17 protein-coding genes are annotated in these 23576 nt (G+C 41.2%); 1 reads left to right on the top strand and 16 read right to left on the bottom strand.

The features are described from left to right. Positions 1-151 precede the first annotated feature (151 nt). From recJ to ACHCNF_RS15145, 14 genes are all read right to left on the bottom strand, one after another. Positions 152-1936, bottom strand: coding sequence for a single-stranded-DNA-specific exonuclease RecJ (recJ, locus tag ACHCNF_RS15210; protein WP_408070587.1), 1785 nt, complete (start codon positions 1934-1936; stop codon positions 152-154). A gap of 59 nt (positions 1937-1995) precedes the next feature. After that, entirely contained in the window at positions 1996-4275 is a 2280-nt protein-coding gene (secD, locus tag ACHCNF_RS15205; protein WP_408070586.1) for a protein translocase subunit SecD, read from the bottom strand. Positions 4276-4295: 20 nt separating this feature from the next. Continuing rightward, positions 4296-5723 (bottom strand): thioether cross-link-forming SCIFF peptide maturase, encoded by a 1428-nt coding sequence (scfB, locus tag ACHCNF_RS15200; RefSeq protein ID WP_408070585.1) that lies wholly within the window; start codon positions 5721-5723, stop codon positions 4296-4298. A gap of 133 nt (positions 5724-5856) precedes the next feature. Next, the gene (scfA, locus tag ACHCNF_RS15195; protein WP_044913305.1) at positions 5857-6003 is read right to left on the bottom strand and encodes a six-cysteine ranthipeptide SCIFF; all 147 of its coding nucleotides are present in this window, start codon (positions 6001-6003) and stop codon (positions 5857-5859) included. Positions 6004-6115: 112 nt separating this feature from the next. Beyond that, entirely contained in the window at positions 6116-7426 is a 1311-nt protein-coding gene (locus tag ACHCNF_RS15190) for an HlyC/CorC family transporter (protein ID WP_408070584.1), read from the bottom strand. A 26-nt stretch (positions 7427-7452) separates the two neighbouring features. Beyond that, entirely contained in the window at positions 7453-8112 is a 660-nt protein-coding gene (locus ACHCNF_RS15185) for an HAD family hydrolase (RefSeq protein WP_408070583.1), read from the bottom strand. Next, positions 8113-9498 (bottom strand): MATE family efflux transporter, encoded by a 1386-nt coding sequence (locus tag ACHCNF_RS15180; RefSeq protein WP_408072250.1) that lies wholly within the window; start codon positions 9496-9498, stop codon positions 8113-8115. A gap of 127 nt (positions 9499-9625) precedes the next feature. Then, entirely contained in the window at positions 9626-10894 is a 1269-nt protein-coding gene (gene hisS, locus ACHCNF_RS15175) for a histidine--tRNA ligase (RefSeq protein ID WP_408070582.1), read from the bottom strand. A 59-nt stretch (positions 10895-10953) separates the two neighbouring features. After that, on the bottom strand, positions 10954-11226 hold the full coding sequence (locus tag ACHCNF_RS15170; RefSeq protein WP_408070581.1) for a hypothetical protein: 273 nt from the start codon (positions 11224-11226) through the stop codon (positions 10954-10956). 179 nt (positions 11227-11405) lie between these two features. Continuing rightward, positions 11406-12206: an alpha/beta fold hydrolase gene (locus ACHCNF_RS15165; RefSeq protein WP_408070580.1), complete on the bottom strand. Its 801-nt coding sequence runs from the start codon at positions 12204-12206 to the stop codon at positions 11406-11408. An 85-nt stretch (positions 12207-12291) separates the two neighbouring features. Continuing rightward, complete coding sequence (locus tag ACHCNF_RS15160) at positions 12292-13599, bottom strand: GGDEF domain-containing protein (RefSeq protein WP_408070579.1); 1308 nt, start codon at positions 13597-13599, stop codon at positions 12292-12294. Between the two features lie 71 nt (positions 13600-13670). Continuing rightward, on the bottom strand, positions 13671-14954 hold the full coding sequence (locus ACHCNF_RS15155; protein WP_408070578.1) for a metallopeptidase TldD-related protein: 1284 nt from the start codon (positions 14952-14954) through the stop codon (positions 13671-13673). Positions 14955-15019: 65 nt separating this feature from the next. Further along, entirely contained in the window at positions 15020-16450 is a 1431-nt protein-coding gene (locus ACHCNF_RS15150; RefSeq protein ID WP_408070577.1) for a TldD/PmbA family protein, read from the bottom strand. A 187-nt stretch (positions 16451-16637) separates the two neighbouring features. Next, positions 16638-18566 carry a nickel pincer cofactor biosynthesis protein LarC gene (locus ACHCNF_RS15145; RefSeq protein WP_408070576.1) on the bottom strand — a complete coding sequence of 643 codons (1929 nt, stop codon included), beginning with the start codon at positions 18564-18566 and terminating at the stop codon, positions 16638-16640. A gap of 1478 nt (positions 18567-20044) precedes the next feature. Between ACHCNF_RS15145 and ACHCNF_RS15140 the strand changes: the two genes are divergently transcribed. Continuing rightward, the gene (locus ACHCNF_RS15140) at positions 20045-21703 is read left to right on the top strand and encodes a GGDEF domain-containing protein (RefSeq protein ID WP_408070575.1); all 1659 of its coding nucleotides are present in this window, start codon (positions 20045-20047) and stop codon (positions 21701-21703) included. A gap of 75 nt (positions 21704-21778) precedes the next feature. Here the strand turns inward: ACHCNF_RS15140 and ACHCNF_RS15135 are convergent, their stop codons facing one another. Both ACHCNF_RS15135 and sdaAA read right to left on the bottom strand, forming a co-directional pair. Further along, on the bottom strand, positions 21779-22537 hold the full coding sequence (locus ACHCNF_RS15135) for an SDR family NAD(P)-dependent oxidoreductase (RefSeq protein WP_408070574.1): 759 nt from the start codon (positions 22535-22537) through the stop codon (positions 21779-21781). 128 nt (positions 22538-22665) lie between these two features. After that, the gene (gene sdaAA / locus ACHCNF_RS15130) at positions 22666-23544 is read right to left on the bottom strand and encodes an L-serine ammonia-lyase, iron-sulfur-dependent, subunit alpha (RefSeq protein WP_408070573.1); all 879 of its coding nucleotides are present in this window, start codon (positions 23542-23544) and stop codon (positions 22666-22668) included. Between the last annotated feature and the right edge of the window lie 32 nt (positions 23545-23576).

Genomic DNA, 23576 nt, shown 5'->3' with positions numbered 1-23576 from the left:
CCTAAATAAATCTACTGTTTTTCTTAAGTTTTTGAACACAAACAGTTCACATTTTAAATGTATATTATATTCAAGATAGTTGATGAACTAACTATCTCCCCCTCATAAGAAACCGCAGACACACGCTCCCCAAAGGCGTGTGTTTTGTGGTTTATGGGATAAAATCTTTCAAAATGATCTGAATGCTCTCTTCCCCTCGGAATTCATTTATCTTAGGTTGATAAGCAATCTTAATAATCATTTTATCATGAAAACCTCCGTTATATAGTTTTTCTCTGTTCTGCATACCAAAATTATCATCAAGAAATTCATTCCATCTGTCAAATATGCTTCCAAATACCATCATATCAAAGCAACGGCCTTCCGGATTTTTCACAACTATCTTTGCTACATTTGCATTCTTACCCATAATGCGGCCTTTTACAAGCTCAACCTCTCTGGCTGCAAAAACCGGTTCAGGATTGCCCTGACCAAAGGGTGCAAGAGACTCTATCTCCTTAAGAAGTCCCATGGAAATGAATTTAAGAGGTAGTTCCATATCAAGGCGAACTATCTCCTCAAAGTCATCTTCTGTAAGTTCACTATTCTTATTAAGCATATCATTAAATGCCTCAAGATTGTCCTTAGGAAGTGAAAATCCTGCAGCCATTTTATGTCCGCCATATTTAGTCAGAAGGCTTCTGCATTGACTAAGTGAGTCAAACATGTGATAAGCCTCTATTGATCTGCCGGATCCCTTTACAAGACCTTCTCCGGCATCCGTAAGTACGAACACAGGATGATTAACTTCCTCTCTTACTTTACCGGCTATGATACCGGCAAGTGATTCATGAAGTTTTGGCATATAAATCACCAGAACATCCGGAAGCTTATCGCCATAGTTTTCAAGAATTTCCATGGCTTCGTCCTTGCCCTGCTGAGTCATGTCCTTTCTGCTGTCATTAAGCTCTTTCAGCTCTAGAGCAAGCTCCGCAGCAGCATTGGCATTTTTCTCCGTGAGAAGTTCCAAGCCTCTCATGGCTGAATCAAGCCTTCCCGTCGCATTAAGACAGGGGCCGATCACGAATCCATAAATATAACAGGTCACACTGAAAGGATCTATTTCATTAACCCGCAGAAGTGCCTGCAAGCCCAGATTTTCCGTTCCGGAAATGCAGTTGAAGGATTTTTTGACAATCACTCTGTTCTCATCCTTAAGAGGCATGACATCGCAAACGGTTGCCCAGCCTGCAAATATTGCCATCTCATCAAAGAACTTTCTAAGCTTATCATCTGCTTTTATTCCCATTTTCTCAGTCAGCACCTGAATAAACTTATATGCAACCATTGCGCCGCATATCTCTTTATATGGATATTCATCATCTCTTCGCTTGGGGTCCACCACTGCATCAGCAGGCGGAAGCAGCATCTCATCCTTGTTGTCACCGGCATAGCTCACTTCGTGATGGTCTGTGACAACAACTGTCATTCCAAGCTCTTTTGCATGTGCGATCTGGTCTATGGCAGCGATCCCGTTATCGCATGTAATTATTGTTTTCTTGCCGTCCTCATGAGCCTTATTCACAAGATTGATACTAAGACCATATCCGTCATTAATTCTATGGGGCAAAACCACATCCACATCACCACCACATAGCTTGATTCCTGATAACAGAATGTATGAAGAACATACGCCATCCACATCATAGTCGCCAATAATCCTTATGGCATCACCGGCCTCAATGCTTTTCCTCATTATATCTGCGGCAAGATCTATATCCTTCAGCAGATGAGGATCATGAAGATACTTTTCATCAGCTCTTATATACATCTCTATATCTTCATCCCTGTAAACATCTCTGTTCCTCAATATTCTAGCCACTATAGGGGATATTCCGTGCTCTTTGGCAATTTTATTAAAGTCTGCCCCTTTTCTGATTTCTATCCACTTTGCCATTTAGTACCTCTAAGATAAAAAAAATATAGGCTGCCGCAATAGCGGCAGCCCCTCAGTATTTATTTTGTAAATTTCTTTTTTAGATCAAGCCATATCGGTGAAGCGATAAATATTGATGAATATGTACCTGCTACTACGCCGACCATAAGAGGAAGTGCAAAGAAACGGATATCCGGCACACCAAATATGAACAATGCAAGAACCATGATGAAGGTTGTTATTGATGTAAACATGCTTCGTGTAATTGTCTGGCTTACTGACTTGTTAACAAGCTCTTCAAGCTGATCCTGACGATTCAGGAATACATGATTCTCACGGATACGGTCGAATGTAACGATGGTATCGTTTATTGAATAACCGATAATTGTAAGAATTGCTGCGATAAATGTACCGCCAACCTGAATTCTTGTAAGTGCATAACATGTAATAACGATAAGAGCGTCATGTGCAAGTGCGATAATAGCTGCAGCACCGAACTTAATATCTCTGAATCTGATCCAGATATAAGCAAGCATAAGAATAAGTGCAATTATCATAGCTGATGTAGCATCTGCACGCATCTCGTTACTGATTGTAGAACTGATACTCTCAGCTGCTATGTTCTCAGCAGGTACTGAATAATCTGTCTTGAACATATTATCTACAGCTTCTCGCTGGTCAACTGTAAGAGTAACTGTCTTGAAGATAACCTGGTTAGAACCAGCAACTGTCTGAATCTGAACAGAATCAACTCCTGTAAGACTCTTGATCTTGGGAACTATCTCGCTGTCAAGCTTCTCAGTTGTCCACTGCTCATTGAAGGTTACGCTTGTGGATGTACCACCTACGAAGTCAAGGCTGTAGTTAAATGCGCCTTCTCCTCTGCCGCCGTTAACTCCCATTACCACAAAGCCGATAATGATGATTGCTACAGAAATGCCATAGAACATCTTTCTCTTAGTAGTGAAGTCAAATATTTTAAGTTCTTTAGCTTTTCCATACCACTTCTTGTCTTCAAATCCAAGACCATAGAAGATATTTGAAATAGCTCTTGTAACAAAGAGAGCTGTAAACATTGATACTACAATACCAAGTGCAAGTGTTGAAGCAAATCCCTTAACAGTACCTGTTCCGCGAAGGCCAAGGATTGCTGCTGCAATAAGAGTTGTTATATTACCATCAAGGATAGCTGAAAGAGCTTTTCCGTAACCTGCCTTGATAGCTGCTTTAACATCCTTACCACCTGCTATCTCTTCTCTTATACGTGCAAATACAAGCACGTTGGCATCAACTGCCATACCTACTGAAAGGATGATACCTGCGATACCGGGAAGAGTAAGTGTGATCTCAAATGCTGAAAGAAGTAAAACTTCCAGTCCGCAATAAAATGCAAGTGCGATACTTGCTGCAAAACCAAGCAGCTTATAGAAGATGATCATAAACAGGATAATTGCAATGAAACCTGCAATTGCTGCAATCATACTTGTGTGGATAGCATCAGAACCAAGCTGTGCTCCTACAACGTTTGAACGAAGCTCGTTAAGCTGAAGCTTAAGTCCACCGATACGGATCATTGATGCAAGATTGGATGCATCCTCGAAAGTCTTTTCACCGGTGATGATCGCACGTCCGTCCGTAATCTCAGCCTGTACATTGGGAACTGAGATAAACTCACCATCATAATAGATGCCAATTGACTCACCGTTTGCAAATGCCTTCTTTGTAGCCTCTGCAAATGCCTTCTTACCGTTCTCGGTAAACTCAAGTGATACTACTACTTCCTGAGTGTTGGCTGTGCCTGAGTTCTGATAACCTGCCTCAGCATTAGCCACATCCTCACCCTTAAGGACGATTGAACCGTCTGCTTCAAGTTCCTCGATGGTCTTGTTGAGTGAATATCCGATCTGACCATCCTCTGAAAGAACGAAGTTGCCTTCCTCATCCTGTGTAAAGCCTGAGTTGTAAGTGTAATTCTCATTACCTTCGCTGTCAGTCTGAGCTATGAAGTAGAGATTACCGGGCTGACCAAGTTCCTCAAGGATCTTATTGGCATCTGTAACACCGGGAATCTCGATGTTGATACGATTTGAACCTTCCTGATAAACCTGTGACTCTGTGCTGTACTGATCTACACGCTGCTGGAGCTTATAGATTGTATCAGACATATCTTCAGCACTGGGTGTTCCATCACCAAGTACTTCATAGGTGATACTAACACCACCTGCAAGATCAAGTCCGAGATTGATACTCTTAAGTGATCCTGACTTATCGCTTCCAAGGCCGTACACTGATGTGTAACCAAGACCGCCGAGTAGCAAAATTGCTACAAGTAAAGCGATTACTGATTTTACTCTTTTCATTTTTTCACCCTCCGTTATACTCATTCGGCCTGTGCCGCTTTAATCATGATTGCGCACTCAACACGCTTTCTCTGAAGCTCACATCCCGTATGATAGGTTGTATTTATATCGCCATTGAAATTATAGGCGTTTGCAGCACAACCACCGCTGCAATAATATCTTGCAAAGCACTTCTGACACTCTGGTCTGGAGTACACATTGCTCTCTTTAAACTGTTTTTGAATATCAGGTCGTGTGATTCCTTCAAAAACATTACCCATAATAAAATCTTCATTACCAACAAACTGATGGCAGGGATAAAGATCTCCCCAGGGTGTAACACCCAGGTATTCACATCCCGAACCGCATCCTGAAAGTCTCTTGGCAACACATGGACCACCTTCAAGGTCGATGTTGAAGTGGAAGAAATTAAAGCCCTTTCCTTCCTTCTGTCTCTGAAGATAGAACTTGGCAAGTTCATCATACTGCTCGCAAAGATACGGAATATCTTCTTCCTTGATAGCATACCAATCTTCCGGCTTAGCTACAACAGGTTCAACCGAAATCTGTTTGAAGCCCAGGTCTGCAAGATGCTTAACATCCTCACAGAAATCCAGATTATTGTGCGTAAAGGTTCCTCTGACGAAATATCTGAGCTGATGTCTGCTCTCTGCCACCTTCTTAAACTTGGGAACTATATTGTCGTAAGTACCCTGTCCGCCACGCATCGGGCGCATCTTATCATTGACTTCCTTACGTCCGTCAATTGAAAGAACGATGTTGCCCATCTCCTTATTGGCAAATTCAAGTATCTCATCTGTCAGAAGAGTTCCGTTTGTTGTAAGTGTGAAACGGAAATTCTTATCATGCTCTTTTTCAAGGCTTCTGCCGTATTCAACTATTTTCTTAACCACATCCCAGTTTAGAAGCGGCTCACCACCAAAGAAATCAACCTCAAGGTTTCTTCTGCTGCCTGAGTGCTTAATAAGGAAGTCAAGTGCTGCCTTACCTACCTCTTCGGTCATAAGTGCTTTTCTTCCGTGGTATTCGCCCTCATCAGCAAAACAGTATTTACATCTGAGATTACAATCATGAGCTATATTAAGACAGAGAGCCTTGATTACGGTATCTCTCTCCTTAAATTCCTCAACATAATTCTCATATACATCATCCGTATACAAAACTTCGCCTCTGCGAAGCTCAAGTATATCGGATATAGCATCACTTATATCCTCTGTGCTGTACTGTGAAAACTGACCAGCCATTTCAGAAACAAGTTCTTCTAAAAGTGCCTCATCACTTACAGCCTCTGCGCCCTTTGCAGTAATATCTGCAGAACCAAAGCGCTTGATCAGATTCTCTTCCACGGGGTGGATGAGATCAAAAACAATGTCATCCACAACGTGAACAGAACCACTGTTTACATCCAGAACAATATCATATCCGTTGTTCTTGTATGCATGTACCATATAAAATTCTCACTACCTTTTCTAATTAAAATTAGCAAAAAGCTTCCCAAGCCCTTTGCCGGTATAGTTTTCATAAATCAAGCAGCGGCATGGCCGCTGCCTGGTTTTAAAAAACTATTTAGTTAAACAATTATTACTTAGCAACCTGCTCGCAGCTCTGGTTACCAACTGTGCAGGAAGTCTTGCAGGCAGACTGGCAAGATGTCTGGCATTCGCCGCAGCCACCCTTCTTCATAGACTCCTTAAGATTTCTTGTTGCAAGTGTCTTTACATGCTTCATAATACGTCTCCTTTTCATTCAGGAATAATACTGAAAAACAACAGTTTTCCACAATTCAGTAGTATATCATAATTTCCGCACTGCGAAAAGCAACTTTTTAGTATTTAACTAATTATTTTGCTACTTCTTCAAGTGACTGTTCCATCTCTGCAACACTTTCCTTCTCTTCAAAAGCCCCTTCCGGAATATAAACAAGAACATCTGTAATTCTGTTTCTCTTTATGGCGCTTGCAGTAAGCTCAACTCCATTAGGAAGCCTTGTCGTCTCTCCTCCTCTGGGAAGTCTGTCCAGACTCTCGATCATAAGTCCGCCTATGGAATCATAATCATCTGATTCAAAAGCTGTTCCAAGAGCATCGTTGACATCGTCCAGTTTCATATTTCCTTCCACCAGGAATCTTCCATCGCCAAGCTCTCTTATCTGCTCTTCCTCGTCAGAGTCATACTCATCTCGTATTTCACCTACAATCTCTTCAAGAAGATCTTCAAGAGTTATCATTCCGACCGTTGCGCCGTATTCACTAAGCACAAAAGCAACATTTTGAGCATTTTTTCTCATCTCCATAAGAAGATCCGCGGTCTTTTTATATTCGTAGGTATAATATGCTTCACGAAGGTAATCGCTTATCTTGAAATTGTCCTTATCTGATACAAGTACCATGTCCTTGATATTTATAAGACCAATTATGTTGTCCTGATTATCCTCATAAACAGGGATTCTTGTATACATCTCCTGCTTAAAAACACGCATCACCTCGTGATATTCCGCGTCTGAGCTGACACAGCTCATATCTATCCTGGGAATCATTACATCTTTAGCAACAGCGTCCGAAAACTCAAACACGTTGTAGATCATTTCCTTTTCACCGCTCTCAATGACACCGTCCTCGTGGCTTACATCAACATATGTCTTAAGCTCGTTTTCAGTCATAAGCTGATGATTGTTCTTATCTACTCTTAAAATCCCAAGCACAATATCAGCAATTGCATTAACTATCCAGATCACGGGCGTGAGTATTCTCATTATCAAAAGGATTATGCCGGAGTAAAAAAGTGCCATGTTCTCTGCATAAGTTGTAGCAATAGTCTTGGGAATTATCTCACCTATGATAAGCACCACTATTGTAAGGACACCGGTTCCCAGGCTTATAGCCCAGTCTCCCCAAATCCTTTGGACATATATCGTAGCAAGCGCTGAAGCTGACAGATTGACTATGTTGTTGCCAATCAAAACAGCAGAAAGCATTTTCTGGTAATCGTCAAGAATCTTCTGAACCCTTATGGCGCGCTTGTTATTCTCGCCAACAAGTGCTTTGATCCTGACTCTGCTGACACAGCTCATGGCAGTCTCCGCAGAAGAAAAAAAAGCAGACAAAAATACAAGAAGAATCAATATGATCGTCTGTATTATATTCTGTTGCAAATCAGTAACCTCCTGTAAAAAACATTTTAATCTTTGTTATCTACTATATCAAAAATATCGGAAGGTTTCTCGGCAAAAATTGTTCCGCCTGCCTCAATCTGCTCCTGCCTCGTCCTAAAGCCCCACGCAACGCTTATACAGGGCATCCCTGAATTTTTTGCAGTGTTTATATCCACATCGGAATCTCCGACATATATACACTCATCAGCAACAACCCCGAGTATCCTCATGGCCTCTATTACAGTATCCGGTGCAGGCTTCTTTTTTATGTCCTTTGTCTCACCGATTGCCACATCTATAGTGTCCTTAAAATACAGCTCTGCAAGCTCTTTTGTGGCATCCATGAATTTATTTGAAACAATGGCAAGCTTATATCCATGTTCCTTAAGTTTTTGCAAAACCTCGGGAATCCCATCATATGGTCCGCTGTTATCGTTGCAATGCAGCTTATAATGCTGCTTAAAGTCACTAAAAATCGTCTCGAACTCAGGATTGTCAAGTCCTCCCGGTATGCATCTTTCCATTAACTTTTGTACGCCATTCCCGACTCTGTACTGAATCTCATGAAGACTGCAGGTATCAATTCCATGCTTTGAAAGTGCATAATTGGCACTGTTTTTCAGATCCTCAAGTGTATATAGAAGTGTTCCGTCGAGATCAAAAATGACTGCTTTATATTTTGACATTTATGCTGTTACTACCTTTCCTTCTCCCATCTTAGAGATTACTTTTTTCTTGATTATAAAATAGCTGATAAGATGTGCTGATGCCGTTATAAACCAGGTCACAGGGTATGAAACGTACAAAACGGTAAGGTTATGATATACTCTGAAAACCGTTAATATCCAAACTATTCTGAGGCCACATGCGCCTACAATGGACACAATCATTGGTACAGTGGAATAGCCCATTCCTCGAAGGCTTCCGCAGATAACATCCATACATCCGCAAAGGAAATACAAGGTACAGATAACAGCCATACGCTGCACTCCATACTGAATTGTCGCAGGTTCTTTGGTATATATGGCAACAAGTCTGTCTCCAAACAGATAGAATAAATTACCCATCAAAACACCTACAATAACCACAATTGCAAGGCAGGTTCTCAGAACCTTTCCGATCCTGTCAGGCTTGTTGGCACCCACATTCTGACTTGTAAATGAGACGCACGCCTGATAAATCGAGTTCATAGCCATATATACAAATCCCTCCAGGTTAGCTCCTGCGGCACTTCCTGCCATGGCAACCGAGCCGAATTCGTTGATTGAAGACTGAATAAGAACATTGGAAAATGAAAATATTGTTCCCTGAAGTCCTGCAGGAAGTCCCACACGTATGATCCTCACAGCCTTATCGCCATTAACCCGGATTCTGCTCAGGTCAAGCTTATAGATCTCTTCAGTTTTTACAAGAGCCTTTACTATAAAAAGTGCTGACACAGTCTGCGCCAGAATGGTTGCAAGAGCTACTCCGGCAACATTCATATTCAGTCCCACAACAAAGATCAGATTAAGAACAACATTAATAACTCCTGCATTCATGAGGTAATACAGAGGTCTTCTTGTATCGCCTGCTGCACGAAGGATGGCCGCCCCGAAATTGTAAAGCATTGTTACCGGCATCCCGATAAAATATATTCGCATATATGTAGTGGATAAATCTATAACTTCCTCAGGTGATCCCATGAGTTCAAGAATAGGTCTTGCTGCCACGACACCAATTACGGCTATTATCACACCTCCTATTAGTGCAAGAGCCACAGTGGTATGAACTGTCTCGTCCATCTCTTTTTGTTGTTTGGAGGCAAAATATCTGGCAGCAAGAACATTGACACCTACAGACAGGCCCATGAATACACTAAGGAGCATATTGATGACTGATCCTGTTGATCCAATAGCCGCAACGCAGTTAGCACCCAGAGTCTGGTCTCCCGAAAACTGGCCAACAACTACTATGTCTGCTGCATTAAAAAGAAGCTGCAGCACACTGGAAATTATCAGCGGAACGGAAAAAAGGAGAATCTTCGGAAGAAGAGCCCCCTTAGTCATATCTATTTCGTATTTCTTATTTATATTACTCATTTTACTACCTGTTTATTATCACTCGCCAAGTTCTCTGCTCAATGAAACTCAAAGCCTTCCGCTATGGGAAGGCCTGTGTCTTTTATTCTCAGCTAATGAAGCGGGTTTTATACCTCTATCAGTGCTTAAGTTCTGTTTTGTAGAAATCCTTGAACTCATCATAGCCCTGAGCTGTGAGCTGTTCCTTCTGGAATTTTTTGTTTTTATTCATATGAACAACCAGAACCTGTCTGCCCTCTGCTCTCTCCTTCTGAGCCTCTGCGATAATCTCAGAGAGTTGCTCGCCGCCAATGCCTTTCTCTACAAGGAATGCTACCTTTGCCTTTTCATCAGGAATCTTGAAGCCCTCATCCATCATTATCATGATGATGCGCTCAAATCCGATTGAGAATCCGCAGGCAGGTGTATCCTGGCCTGTAAATTTGCCTACCATCTTGTCATAGCGTCCGCCGCCACCGCAGCTTCCGCCATACTGTGGCATGGCAACCTCGAAAATAGTTCCTGTATAGTAACTCATTCCACGAACAAGTGTGGGATCGAAAACAAGCTCAAACTCCGCACTCTTTGTAGCATCTACGCTTGCAATGATCTCCTGAAGGCTGTCCTTTACGTCAGCGTCAAGATAATCTCCCAAAGTCTCTGCAAGGAAGCTGATTCCTTCGATGGCTCCTTTTCCTTCCACATTTTTGAAAAGATCAAGATATTTATCTATATTTTCTTTTGCAAAGCCATCCTTTTCAAGCTCCTCTGCCACTCCCTCAAGACCAATTTTATCCATCTTATCGAGAGTTATGAAAACAGAATCATAGCTTTCCTCAGGAAATCCGCTATAGGCAGCCATAGCCTTAAGCATACGTCTCTCATTTATCCTGATCTGGAATCCCTTAAAACCAAGTCTTCCAAGTGTAGTTGTTGTAGCAAGGATAAGCTCTATCTCAGCCAGATTTGTAGGCTCACCGAGAATATCGATATCGCACTGCATAAACTGACGATATCTGCCCTTCTGAGGTCTGTCAGCTCTCCATACATAGCCCATCTGAAGTGCCTTAAAGGGTGAAGGCAGCTCATTCTGATGATTGGAATAGTACCTTACAAGAGGCACTGTCAAGTCATAACGAAGTCCTGAATCAGTGAGATCATTCTCTTCCTTTGCGCTTTCAAGCTTGAGCTTTTCTCCTCTTTTCATGATCTTGAAAATTAGCTTTTCATTTTCACCGCCCTGCTTACTGTTAAGGTTTGCAAGAGACTCAACACAGGGAGTGTCAATTGATGTAAAGCCAAAGCCTGCATAGGTATCCTTAATAATACCAATCACATAATCTCTAAGCTTCATCTCCTCAGGGAGAATATCCTTCATGCCTGTCACAGGCTTCTTTATAAGTGCCATTTAAAAAACCTCTTCTTTCTTTTTGGATTACGAACCTGTTTTTGCGTAAGTAATTTCACTCACAGCCAGTTGAGTGGATTACTGAGCGTTCGTGCTCTTTTTACTATTTCTTCACGATTGTGCTTTATATAGAATTCCAGCGCAGCGATCTCTTCCTCGCTAAAGCCATCATGTTTCAGGATTTTATAGCCGGGAATAATTCCCTCTGCAGTATCATCCTCCCGCAGATTTCTTCGTCTTGAAAAGTATATTCTTATAAAAGTCTTTCCTGACTTGGACGTAAGAAATCCCGTCTGCGTCATCTTAAGTTCCTGACCAAAATTTTTAGTCATACTATCCCCCATAAGCACAACCATCCATCATATGCTATGACAATTTGTTCCTATCAACATGTCATAAAGTTATACATCTCATCATATCATAAAGCCATACATCAAGACATAATAAATGGATGAGCAAAAAAAAGCAAGAAATCTTAAATTCTGCTGACAAAAAGCGTAAAAATTATTTTTTAATCCTCAAAGAATTCAAAAAGTCTTTTCCTGTAATCAGGTGCAGTATCAAACGCAGCATGGCCGTATCCAATATACATATATAATTTAAAATCCGGTCTATGTTCCAGATTTTCAGCTATTTCCATAGTAGCATCGGAATCAAGAACCGTATCCTCATAAACTCCGAGAGCCAGTACCGGGCACTCTATCTTCTTAAGTCCATCTGTTACGTTAAAGTTCTTAATGCTGCGGGCAAGTATTATAAACTTGCGTAGCTCTTCCTTTGTTACTGTCTTACTTACTTCATTAAAATATTCCGTTAGCTGCTCATACACTGCAGGCGGGTATATTTTCTTCGCAAATTCCTGATAAAGCCCACGGGGATCATTTGCTTCTGCAAGGCTTATCCATTTATCAATGACCGCCTGCTGCTGCGGCTGTATATGTGATGAAGTGGATCCAAGTCCCAGTTTTTTCACAAGTCCGGGATATTCCATAGCAATCACCATAGCTATCATTCCACCCTGGGATGCTCCAAACATATAAGTATCCTTAAGCCCCAGCTCCTTCATTGCGATTGCTGTATCTTTGGCCATGTCCTGAATGGAATAATCCGAAGGAATCTCTTTTCTTCTATCAAAGACATATGTCGTATAGACATCATTCATTTCTCCATAGCTTGCCTCTATAGCATTAGCAGAACTCATAACACTCTGAACGCTAAGTCCCGGCAATACCACAAATATCCTGTCTCCTCTGCCAAACTTGCAGTAATCCATTTCAAAATCATTTGTCTTTACACATAACACCTCAGCCATATGCCCCCCTCTGAACAATACAACCTGAAAACTGTTTCTAATTAAAGCACTTAAGTATTATAAAGCTTAACGCAAGCGCATTTGTTTAAAGCACAGTTACCAGATTTCTGCCTGATTTTTTGGATGTATAGAGTGCCTTATCAACACGCCTGAATGCATCATCGAAGCTATCATCTTTCTTAAACTGAGTTACTCCGATAGAACAGGTAATATGTCCCACCTCTGGAAACTCTGTTTTCTCTACTATTTTGCGAAGTCTCTCGGCGCAAGGCAAAAGCTCATCCTCAGCCTTACCGGAGCATATGATAACAAATTCCTCACCGCCCCATCTGCCAACAGATGCCTTCTTACCTTCTACAGCTTCAGTCAGTATTTTTGCAAATGTCTTAAGTGTAATATCTCCAACCGAATGTCCGTAGGTATCATTTACGTTCTTAAAAAAGTCAAGATCCAGCATAACAAGCGAAAGCGGCTGCCCATCCTTTCTGAAAACCTCCAGGGCATTGGCTATCTCTGTCTTAATGCCGCCATAATTGTATATTCCGGTTAGTGCATCAGTAACAGCAAGCTCCTCGTATGTCTTTAAGGTAGCCATCAGGTCTTCAGCATCATCATTGATATCCTGTACCATGAATACAAATCTGAAGTCATCCTCAACAGTTGTCTTGGTTCTGCTGAATATGAGCTTAACCCAGATATATTTCCCTTCCAGATTCATCATCATACAGTCAAAAGAGGTTGTACGTCCGGGCGCCAGATTTTCCTTGAGATATTCAGGATCTGTCATCTTTAAAAACTGGGCTTTATCCTCTGACCATATCATATTTACGGTCATAAGACGCCATTCCGAATACTTAATAGTAGAGTTGATAGTATCATCAGAAATTTCTGTAACACTAATGCTGCTAGTGGTATCTTCCATAAGATCCACGTACATCGAAAAAAGATAAGTATTCTGAATGGTATTCACCTTTCTGGTGGTCATAAACTCTTCAACGCTCTCTCCGTCATCAAGTTCATTCATAACCAGAATATACTTCCCGATTCCCTTAATAGGATATACAGTCATCTGAATGAAATGCGGTGTATCATTTTCACCCACAAATATCTTAAATCTTCTACTGTACTTTCCTTCAAAATTACCATAATAAGAGGTAAATGCTTTGTACTCGTCAGTTATCTCTTCGTTTGAATCACTGATCCTGAACCAGAGCTTTTGGATAAGCTCTTCATAATCTCCCTGTTCAGCGATATAATTCCCAAAAATACCGCCGCGCTTTAAAGCTTTATATTTCTTACTTGTGACATCAACCATCACAATAGAATCAATATCATCGCGAAGGAGCTCCATTCCCTCGTCCAATGAATAGTCTTCAAGTATTGTGTTGCTCATACTCTTAAACACCCCTACAAAATTATTTAATCTTATCTTAACATCCCCAAAGCTATTGTGCAAAAATTTTTTTATTCGCTCACACCGGTAACACTTACATTTTCAAGTCTTGTTAGTGCCGGAATATTGAAATTGTCGTACTGACGCTTTTCTTTTGACATATACATATCATTCACAAAATCTACCATGCAGCCTGATATAGACCCTCCGCTTACAGGTGTGACCTTTTCGCCGTCATGATAATATCCCAGTCTTATCTCTCCGGCTATATCTCCTGAAATTGAATCAACCGCAAAATCAGAAAATTCAACTATTTCGAGATACTTACCGCTTCGTATCTCCTCTGCGGTTTTTGTTCCGCCTGATACATCAAAATTGCAGGCAAGATATGAATCCTTAATATCGAGATAATATCTGAATCTTCTGCCACCAAAGAAGGTCTCAGGTACATTTTTATCAAGCACGATCATATCTCTAATTACAGCGCCTTCCTCATCAACATCGAAATTTTTGGATGAGTTGGGAAGGTACTTAACTGCAGAAAGTGTAACCTTATCGCCCTTAGCCTTAGGTGCGATGTCTTTTCCTATTTCCCAGTCAGAATACTTGCTGTATATAAATCCGGCATTGCATTTTTCAGCAAACCAACTGTAAATATTTACCGCATCGCTTGTAGGAAATACAACTGCTGCCTTTCCAAGCTTCGGAGTAGGCTTAGCTATAAGCTTGTCCTTTCCATATCTTAAAACCTCTGCGATATCCTTCTTGAGATTTTCAGCGTCACAGCTTCCTGCCTTATACATGCGGTAGAGCTCAATCTCATGCTCACCGTCTCTGGCGTTAACAACCACCTCTACCATAGATGAGGGGTATTCGAAGGTGATGTCTATTCCCTCTGAATTAATAAAACGTCTCTTATTCTTTTCAGCAAAAATCTCATATGAATTGATGTACTCTGTGTCGGTCTCAGGAACCGCTTTCATAGCCTCTACAAAGTTCACCGCTATCTTAGATACATCTACAACCTGTGCCTTTGATGTTTCATAAACCTCAGGCTTATTGAGCTCATAGAAAGGATTCTTGACGTTTTCGGCCCTTTCTATCAGTTTGTTTATCTCTTCCTTTATCTCTTCCTCCGAGAGAGTAGGATAAATCTCACCTGAAGCGCTGCCAAGCATCTTACCATCGTCAAGCTTTTTGAACACCTTTACATTTATGTGTTCAACATCGCGAACTCTGTTCTGATCAAGCCTGTGCCCGATAAAATAGAATTCGTATGCAAGAGTTGTCGTATCTGTAATCTCAAAGCCATCAGCTGAGGACGCCTTGAGTATTTCTAATATTTTGTCAGTCATTATCTGTGTCCTTCCTTAATTTTGGCAAATAGTTACGACGGAATATTTTTCATCGTCCTAAATTCTTATCCAAGTCTTGCAACAGCCTTAAGATATGGACCGCCATCCGAAACCTTGACCCATTCTTTATGGCCTTTGCCGCATCCGCCGTTACCAAAGGACTCACGGTCTGTACTAACCATGGATATTGAGCCGAGAAGATCCGGTACATAGCCTGTCATTACCACAGGTGCTACCACTTTTCCCGTAAATTTGCCATCAATGATCTCGCGTCCCCTTGCAACTATGCACTGTATTCCCCAGTGCTTGGGATCTTCCATACCTGAGAACATTCCCTCCAGGTAGTATCCCTTCTTAACTGAGGCGATCATATCTTCCTTGGAGTCACTTCCGCTATCAAACATTGTGTTGGTCATTCTGGTGTAAACCTTGTGCTCGAAGTTCTCACGTTTGCCGTTACCTGTAGGTTTTGTACCAAGTCGAAGGGCTGCAAGTGCATCGCAGACTCCTGTCTTAAGGATTCCATGATCTATCTCTGTCACATCACCTGCAAGTGTGCCCTCGTCGTCAAAAGCATAGCTTGCAACATCCACAACACAGTTGGCTCCTTCATGCATTGACACAAGGTCAGAGCCCACACGTTTGTCGATGTATTCTGCCCCAAGCGCTCTTTTTTTCACAAACATATCCATCTCAACGCCGTGTCCGAAAGCTTCATGAGCGATAAGTCCGGTAACCTCAGGGCTTGTAATGATCTCATATTCCCCCGGAACAACAGGAGAAGCATCAAGCATATCTCCAACGGCATTTACCGCAACCTCAACCTTAGCCTCAAGGCCGTCAAGAATGCCCACACCGGTGCGTCCGGAAACTCCCTCGATAGTCATGGTGTTTCTGCCGTTTTTAGCACCGATAGCCAGAATTGTACCCTCTGTATAGACATAGCTCTGTCGCATGTCTCTGTTTTTCGTAAGGAACATCTTGCAGACATGAGTTGACTTGGCTGATGCGGGAGCATCAATGATAAAGTCCTTCATGGAAGCAGCCTTGTCACTGTAGCTCTGAAGCTTCTCCATAAGAGCGCCAAGATCTACATCCTCAGGCATAATGTCTGTTTCCATCTCTGTGAAAAGCTCATAAGGCTCATCATCAAGCTTCTTTGTATCAAATATCTCTGTGGAAGTCCTCTCTATTATTGCGAGCTGGTCATCAAGGATTGTCCTAAGCTTTGCAGCCATTGCATCGATATCGTTGTCAGGTTTATTGAAAGAATACTCGCTGTAAAGACCGCCCTTATAAACTCTGACAACGCATCCTCTCTCTGTTGTCATGTTTTCGCCGGTAATTGTCTTACTCTTTTGTGATGCCTGAATCCCAAATCCCTTGGAATCACTGGCGAGTATACTTACATAATCATAACTCCCGGAGAGTATCTCAATGAGCTTTTTAAGGCTCGGTGCGAGGCTCTCGAGATATGATGAAAATTTTGCCTTCATAAAATATCCTCGTCTTTCTGTTTAATCCGAGTGTGCCACAAGTATTTATAAGCATTCACTCAGGGTAAAATTATAGCAAACTGAATCGTCAAATACCACTATATAAGTAAAAAGGGCACCCACATTTTATGCGGAGAGCCCCTAAAATATGTTACTTACTTATCAGTTACAAATCCTTAACCGAAAATCAGTTAAGCGCTGTCCCCTTTTTGCGGGCTATAGCTGCGATATCTTCATATTCCTTTTTTTCACGCTTAACCCCATACCCACTGACTTCCTTTACTCGTATCTCTCCATCAGAAGTACTTATTGTTTTTTCCTCGCGGTTAAGTATGTATCTCTTACAGATGTTCTCTCTGATACCGATTGTTGTTGTATACCTGAATATTTTTCTGACCAGTTCTTCCTTTTTATTCTCCTTGCATAATACTGTAAGCATTGTGCCCGGACGGTTTTTCTTCATTCCTATGGCTGTGGTGAAAACGTCAAGCGCTCCATCCTCCATAAGTCTCTCCATTGCAAACCCTATCGCTTCGGGTGTCATATCATCGAGATTGCATACCAGCTCGGTAATGGTGTCTGTTGGTGTAGCTGTTTGTGTTGTTGACATATTTGTTGGAGCATCTGCCGGAATTTCTGATGCTGTGGCTGCTGACGTTTTTGTTGGAGCATCTGCCAGAGTATCCGGTGATGTGGCTGCTGACGTTTTTGTTGCAGCATCTTCCGGAGTATCTGATGCTGCGGCTGCTGACGCTTTTGTTGGAGCGTCTGCCGGAGTATCTGATGCTGCGGCTGCTGACGTTTTTGCTAGAGCGTCTGCCGGAGTATCTGATGCTGCGGCTGCTGACGTTTTTGCTAGAGCGTCTGTCGGAGTATCTGATGCTGCGGCTGCTGACGTTTTTGCTAGAGCGTCTGCCGGAATTTCCGGTGTTGTGGCTCCATCAACCGTTTCTCCTACAAATACTCTCACACAATTTGCCTGAGGGAAGTCCTTCTTTCCCATACCATAGCCTATTTTACTTACGCTCATAACGGGCTGCGCACCATATTCTGTCGCAAAATACCTGATAAGAGCAGCACCTGTAGGTGTGCAAAGCTCTCCCCTGACATCGCCGCTGTAGAAAGGTATTCCCCTTAAAAGCAGCGCTGTAGCAGGTGCAGGAACCGGAAGTATTCCATGTGCGCATCTGACCTGCCCGCTTCCTACGTGAATGGGTGATACAACCACTTTTTCCGGCGCAAGCTCATGCATTAGGAGACATGCCGCAGCTATATCTGCAATTGCATCAAGTGTACCCACTTCATGAAAATGAATCTCTGCTACATCTCTGCCATGAACTTTGCTCTCAGCATCGGCAATCAATCTATATACATTCAAAATGTCAGCTTTAACTGCCTCATCCAGATTCAATGCCTCCACTATATGCTCTATTTCCTTCATACCTCTGTGGTGATGGTGATGATGATGGTCATGATTGTGGTGTTCATGATCATGATCGTGGTTGTGATTGTGATCATGTTCATTGTCATGATAGTGTTCATGGTCATGGTCGTGAGAATCATGGTTGTGACTATGTTCGTGATCATGGTCGTTGGAATCATGGTCATGACTATGCTCGTGATCGTGGTCGTTGGAATCATGGTCGTGACTATGCTCATGATTGAGGTCGTTGGAATCATGGTCATGACTATGCTCGTGATCGTGGTCGTTGGAATCATGGTCATGACTATGTTCGTGATCGTGGTCGTTGGAATCATGGTCGCGACTATGCTCATGATTGTGGTCGTTGGAATCATGGTCGTGGCTATGCTCGTGATTGTGGTCGTGGCTATGCTCGTGATCGTGGTCATAGGAATCGTGGTCATGTTCGAAACTGCTAACACAGTCATAAGCCACATCTGCACTTGCTTCTTCCTCACCATTTACAATTACATTCATGTGGCTGCCTACAATACCACATTTTTCACTTTTTTCCAGATTAAAGGATACTCCCGGAATACCAATTCCTGAAATCTTGTTTAATATCTCGACTTTATCATCACACAATTCCAAAAGTGCCGCAGAGAGCATATCTCCCGCAACACCCATCTTGGTTTCTATATACAGTGTTTTCATGCTATTCCTCTCTAAATTATCCTTGTATTGAAGTATATCTTTGATATAGCTTATACCAAATTAAATTGTATCACATTTAAATTAAAAACACTACTATCTTCTTAATAATCTTCATTTTGTTGTATTTCATTGTGATTAATCCATCATTATGTTGTTCATCTATTATTTTGCTGTTCATCTATTATTTTACTGTTCATCTATTATTTTGCTGTTGCTCACTCATTATTTTGTTGTAGTTCATCTACTATTTACAGTTTTAATAATATGGATGAATAATAAACATTATTTGGGTAATATTTTATCATTAATGCATTATGCTTTCATACAAATTTGAAATATTTCTTTATATGGATGAATTGCATATCATATCCTGATAAATTATTGCCGCTTTTGCGTATTCTTTTCATCCTTTTCTTTCATTTTTCCTTTTTAAGATGAACTGCATGTCATATCCCGATAAATTGTTAGCACTATTTCGTATTTCTTTCATCTTTTTCTTTCAATTTTCCTTATTTGGATGAACTGCATGTCATATCACGATAAATTATTAGCACTATTGCGATTTCTTTCATCTTTTTCTTTCATTTTTCCTTTTTTGGATGAACTGTATGTCATATCACGATAATTTGTTAGCACTATTTCGTATTCCTTTCATCCTTTTCTTTCATTTTTCCTTATTTAGATGAACCGCATGTCATATCCCGATAAATTATTAGCACTATTGCGTATTCCTTTCATCCTTTTCTTTCATTTTTCCTTATTTGGATGAATCGCATATCATATCCTGATAATTTATTGCCGCTATTACGTATTCCTTTCGTCCTTTTCTTTCATTTTTCCTTTTTTGGATGAACTGCATGCCATATCCCGATAATTTGTTAACACTATTGCGTATTCCTTTCACCTTTTTCTTTCATTTTTCCTTATTTGGATGAACCGCATGTCATATCCCGATTAATAGTTAGCACTATTACGTATTCCTTTCATCTTTTTCTTTCATTTTTCCTTTTTGAGATGAACTACATTTCATATCCCGATAAATTGTTAGCACTATTGCATATTCCTTTCATCTTTTTCTTTCATTTTTCCTTTTTAAGATGAACTGCATGTCATATCCCGATAAATTGTTAGCACTATTGCGTATTTCCTTCATCCTTTTCTTTCATTTTTCCTTATTTGGATGAACTGCATGTCATATCCCGATAAATTGTTAGCACTATTGCGTATTTCTTTCATCTTTTTCTTTCAATTCTCCTTATTTGGATGAACCGCATGTCATATCCCGACTAATTGCTACCGTTTTTACGTAATTCCTTCATCCAATTTAGCAATTTATTTACTTAGTATGAAATCCCCCTAAATAATACATTATTTATCTTCCTTTTATCGGGGCTTAAGAATTCATTGATAGAATAATGGTATAACTGAAGATCCAACCGCATCCAGCTTGTTATTGCTTTCTTGTGAAATGAGGAATAATGGATAAACTTATCTTTAAAATATATTGCTTATTTTTTGTGATAGCATGCCTCATAGTTGCAGTGTATGCTTTCATTAGTGTTGGCAAAACACCCAAATGGCCCTATTTAAACAACACAGGGATAGCCATCACTTCGCTTAATGAGCAAGCAGATTCTGATAATGCTTACTCTGTCACTTTAGATTCTTCTGAAATCATAAATGCCGGTGGATGCCTTTCATTTTCCACAACTTTCACGGATACCCGTGTTTATTCCAATGAAGAGCTCATCTATGAAAGTCTCGGGTCTTACTCTTTATTTATGCGCTCAAATGGAAATATCTGGCACTTTATCAACGTGGCCAATGAAAATCATCCCATTATTGTTAAACTATCTCCGGTCTATGGTGATACATCATTATCTGTTCCCGCTTTCATGGCAGGAGACTATTATAATCTCAGATCAAATCTTGTTATCCGCTCCACACCTGCTCTTCTGGTATCCATTCTTGATGTTCTGTTTGGAATCGGAATGGTTGTGTTTTTCCTGATAACAAGACATATCGATCCCTCTAATTCCAGAACACTTTTTCTTGGGCTTACTGCCATAATGATAGGTTTTTGGTCTATGGGCGAAACCGATGCCATGATTGTCATTTTGAATAACCGTACACTAGCAGGAGTCATTGCATTTTTGATCCTGATATTTATCCCGGTTCCCTATGTGTTGTACATCCATGATACATTGTGGGCAGATGATAAAAGCATATACAGAATTCCCATCTGCCTTTGCCTGTTTGATTTTCTGCTTGTAACCGGGCTTGCTATCACAGGTATTATGGATCTAAAACAGTCCGTAATATTTACTCACGCAACCTGGGCAACAGGTATTATCTACGTTATAGCAGCAGCTGCAAATACAATAAAAAAAGCAAGGGTCAGGAAAAACATATCGTCCTCGGAATCACCTAAAACGCAGACTAATCTTCCGACAGTCCGTCTGCCCCTTGCAAACGAAAGTAAAGAACAGCAGGCTATTTTTAACGCAGGAGCCATGCTCATCATAGTTGCGGTTGTAGGTGTTGAAATCATTCATTACTGGACAAAAGCCCGAACCCAAAACGATTTGTTAGGACGCATACTGCTATTACTTTACATAGTTGTTCTCGCATACAGAAACATCATAGAATCACTAAAGGAAATTGAAAACGGAAGAATGGCTGAATACTACAGAAAGCTTGCAAATACTGATTCCATGACCGGGCTTTCAAACAGAACGCCCTTCAATCATGATGTGGAAGAACTCAGAAATATGGAAGAGTATAGCATCATTTCAATAGATCTTAATGATTTAAAGAGAGTAAATGACACTAAAGGACATCAGGCAGGTGACAGTTATATTACAAACGCCGCAAATATCATAAATGAAGTATTCGGGCAAAGCGGAGTATGCTATCGCATCGGAGGCGATGAATTCTGCGTAATAATAAAAGAAAAAGAAAGCAGCTCCATAACAAAAAAGCTTGTCACAAAAATGGAAAGCAGGGTAAAACTTCACAACGAAGAAAACCCGGCGGATCCTGTTGCCATCGCATTAGGATATGAAAATAAAACTTCCGATGATACACGTGATTATAATGAAATCCTGCACCTTGCAGATGAAAAAATGTATGAATAAACGTTTTCAGAAAAAATCAGCAGCCCGATAATATCAAAAGCTGCTGACTATCATAAATCTCATTTGCAACATCAGTCACGGAATCTTTTTCTTTTGCTGATGTCCCACAAGGCGGATCAACATACTTTCTGGAAGAAGATGCTGAAAAGTGACAGCAAGCTTCATCCTGAGAGTAGGAACAATTACCACTTTTCTCTTTTTCATTCCTGCAAGACACTCAATGACACAGGTTTTAGGTGCGATGCCCTTTAATGCAAATACTACATCTGACTTGCTGTTGAATTCAGTGTCCACAGGTCCCGGGCATAAGCAGCAGACATAAATGCTACTGCCCTTTTCCTTTAGCTCCTGAGCTACCGCTTTTGTGAGGGAAACCACATAGGCTTTTGATGCATAATAGGTCGCCATGTATGGTCCGGCAGGCAAGAGTCCTGCGGATGAAGCCACATTCAGGATAGTCCCCTTCCCCTTTTTCTGCATTTTCATAATAACGCCTTTAAAAAGAATATGCATCGCAATATCGTTGACGCGGATCATGGAGACTTCCTTATCAAGATCAGTTTCAAGAAATGTTCCCGCCGTCCCGAATCCGGCATTGTTTATGAAAATATCAATATCTTCATTGTCAATATCTTTAAGAAGCTGTCTGCAGCCCTTTTCATCAGATAAATCTGCAGTTATGATCCTGCAGTTTTCACCTGCTTTTTCGCGTATTGAAACAAGGCGGTCCGTACGCCTTCCTGTAAGTATCAGTCTGCAACCTTTTGATGCGAAGAATTTTGCAAACTCCCTACCGATTCCGGAGGTTGCACCGGTTATAAAAACTGTCTTCAAGTTATTTGTCTCCTGTATAAATCAAAAAATATCATCAAGAAATGAATTTTTAAATATCTCTATTTATTATTAGCCCTGATTCAAAAAATATAAGCTAAAAGATCCGTAAAAAACACCAAACCGTAGTATTACTTTCCAAATACCCGGTTCTTAAGCTTAAGTCCGGTAGGTGTGGTGGCAAGACCTCCCCCGGCGGTTTCCTTTAAGGTATTGGGAAGGACATCCCCTACCTCCTTCATGGCATCGATGCACTCATCCACAGGAATCTTGGATTCTATACCTGCAAGTGCCATGTCTGCGCTGGAAAAAGCAATCATCAGTCCTGATGCATTGCGCTTGATGCATGGAATTTCAACAAGACCGGCAACAGGATCACACACAAGTCCCATCTGGCTGATAAGGGCCATGGCGCATGCATCTGCACACATTGAAGGTGTGCCGCCCATAACCTCTACAAGGGCAGCTGTTGCCATACCGGCAGCACTTCCGCATTCTGCCTGACATCCGCCCTGTGCCCCTGCAATACTTGCTTTCTTTGCAATAACAAGTCCAAAAGCTCCTGCCGTGAACATTGACATGATTATGTCTTTTTCATCAAAACCCTTGTCTTCATATAGCGACACCAGACACCCCGGAAGAATTCCACAGCTTCCGGCTGTGGGAGCAGCAACTATTTTTCCCATGGATGCGTTACAGCCCGCAACAGCAAGGGCTCTGGATATGGCATTTGAAATAAAAGAACCAGTAAGGCTTTGCCCTTTATCAGCGTACTCCTTCATTTTGTAGCCCTCACCGCCTGTCAGGCCGGACATTGACTTCTGATCCTTTTTTTGTCCTTCCCTGACGCTGTCGCACATTATATGAAAATCCATCTCCATTTTTTCATACAATTCAAGCTCGTTTTTTTCCATGCTTTGAGCATGATCCCTAAGGACAATTTCGCTTATCTTCTTTCCTTCAGACTCTGCTGCCTGCACCAGTTCTTCAATTGATTCGTACTTTAGCATATATATCATTCGTAGCAGATCTATGTTCCAAT

The organism is Butyrivibrio sp. NATIVEDY162 (genome assembly GCF_045999815.1).
Classification (GTDB): domain Bacteria; phylum Bacillota; class Clostridia; order Lachnospirales; family Lachnospiraceae; genus Butyrivibrio.
This window is presented reverse-complemented; position numbering and strand designations above follow the sequence as displayed.

Bases quoted from the DNA above. Each gene is read 5' to 3' on its own strand.
- ACHCNF_RS15155 (WP_408070578.1), bottom strand. From the start codon at position 14,954: ATGACTGACAAAATATTAGAAATACTCAAGGCGTCCTCAGCTGATGGC.
- ACHCNF_RS15150 (WP_408070577.1), bottom strand. From the start codon at position 16,450: ATGAAGGCAAAATTTTCATCATATCTCGAGAGCCTCGCACCGAGCCTT.
- hisS (WP_408070582.1), bottom strand. From the start codon at position 10,894: ATGGCACTTATAAAGAAGCCTGTGACAGGCATGAAGGATATTCTCCCT.
- ACHCNF_RS15170 (WP_408070581.1), bottom strand. From the start codon at position 11,226: ATGACTAAAAATTTTGGTCAGGAACTTAAGATGACGCAGACGGGATTT.
- ACHCNF_RS15140 (WP_408070575.1), top strand. From the start codon at position 20,045: ATGGATAAACTTATCTTTAAAATATATTGCTTATTTTTTGTGATAGCA.
- secD (WP_408070586.1), bottom strand. From the start codon at position 4,275: ATGAAAAGAGTAAAATCAGTAATCGCTTTACTTGTAGCAATTTTGCTA.
- scfB (WP_408070585.1), bottom strand. From the start codon at position 5,723: ATGGTACATGCATACAAGAACAACGGATATGATATTGTTCTGGATGTA.
- scfA (WP_044913305.1), bottom strand. From the start codon at position 6,003: ATGAAGCATGTAAAGACACTTGCAACAAGAAATCTTAAGGAGTCTATG.
- ACHCNF_RS15145 (WP_408070576.1), bottom strand. From the start codon at position 18,566: ATGAAAACACTGTATATAGAAACCAAGATGGGTGTTGCGGGAGATATG.
- recJ (WP_408070587.1), bottom strand. From the start codon at position 1,936: ATGGCAAAGTGGATAGAAATCAGAAAAGGGGCAGACTTTAATAAAATT.
- ACHCNF_RS15160 (WP_408070579.1), bottom strand. From the start codon at position 13,599: ATGAGCAACACAATACTTGAAGACTATTCATTGGACGAGGGAATGGAG.
- ACHCNF_RS15165 (WP_408070580.1), bottom strand. From the start codon at position 12,206: ATGGCTGAGGTGTTATGTGTAAAGACAAATGATTTTGAAATGGATTAC.
- sdaAA (WP_408070573.1), bottom strand. From the start codon at position 23,544: ATGCTAAAGTACGAATCAATTGAAGAACTGGTGCAGGCAGCAGAGTCT.
- ACHCNF_RS15185 (WP_408070583.1), bottom strand. From the start codon at position 8,112: ATGTCAAAATATAAAGCAGTCATTTTTGATCTCGACGGAACACTTCTA.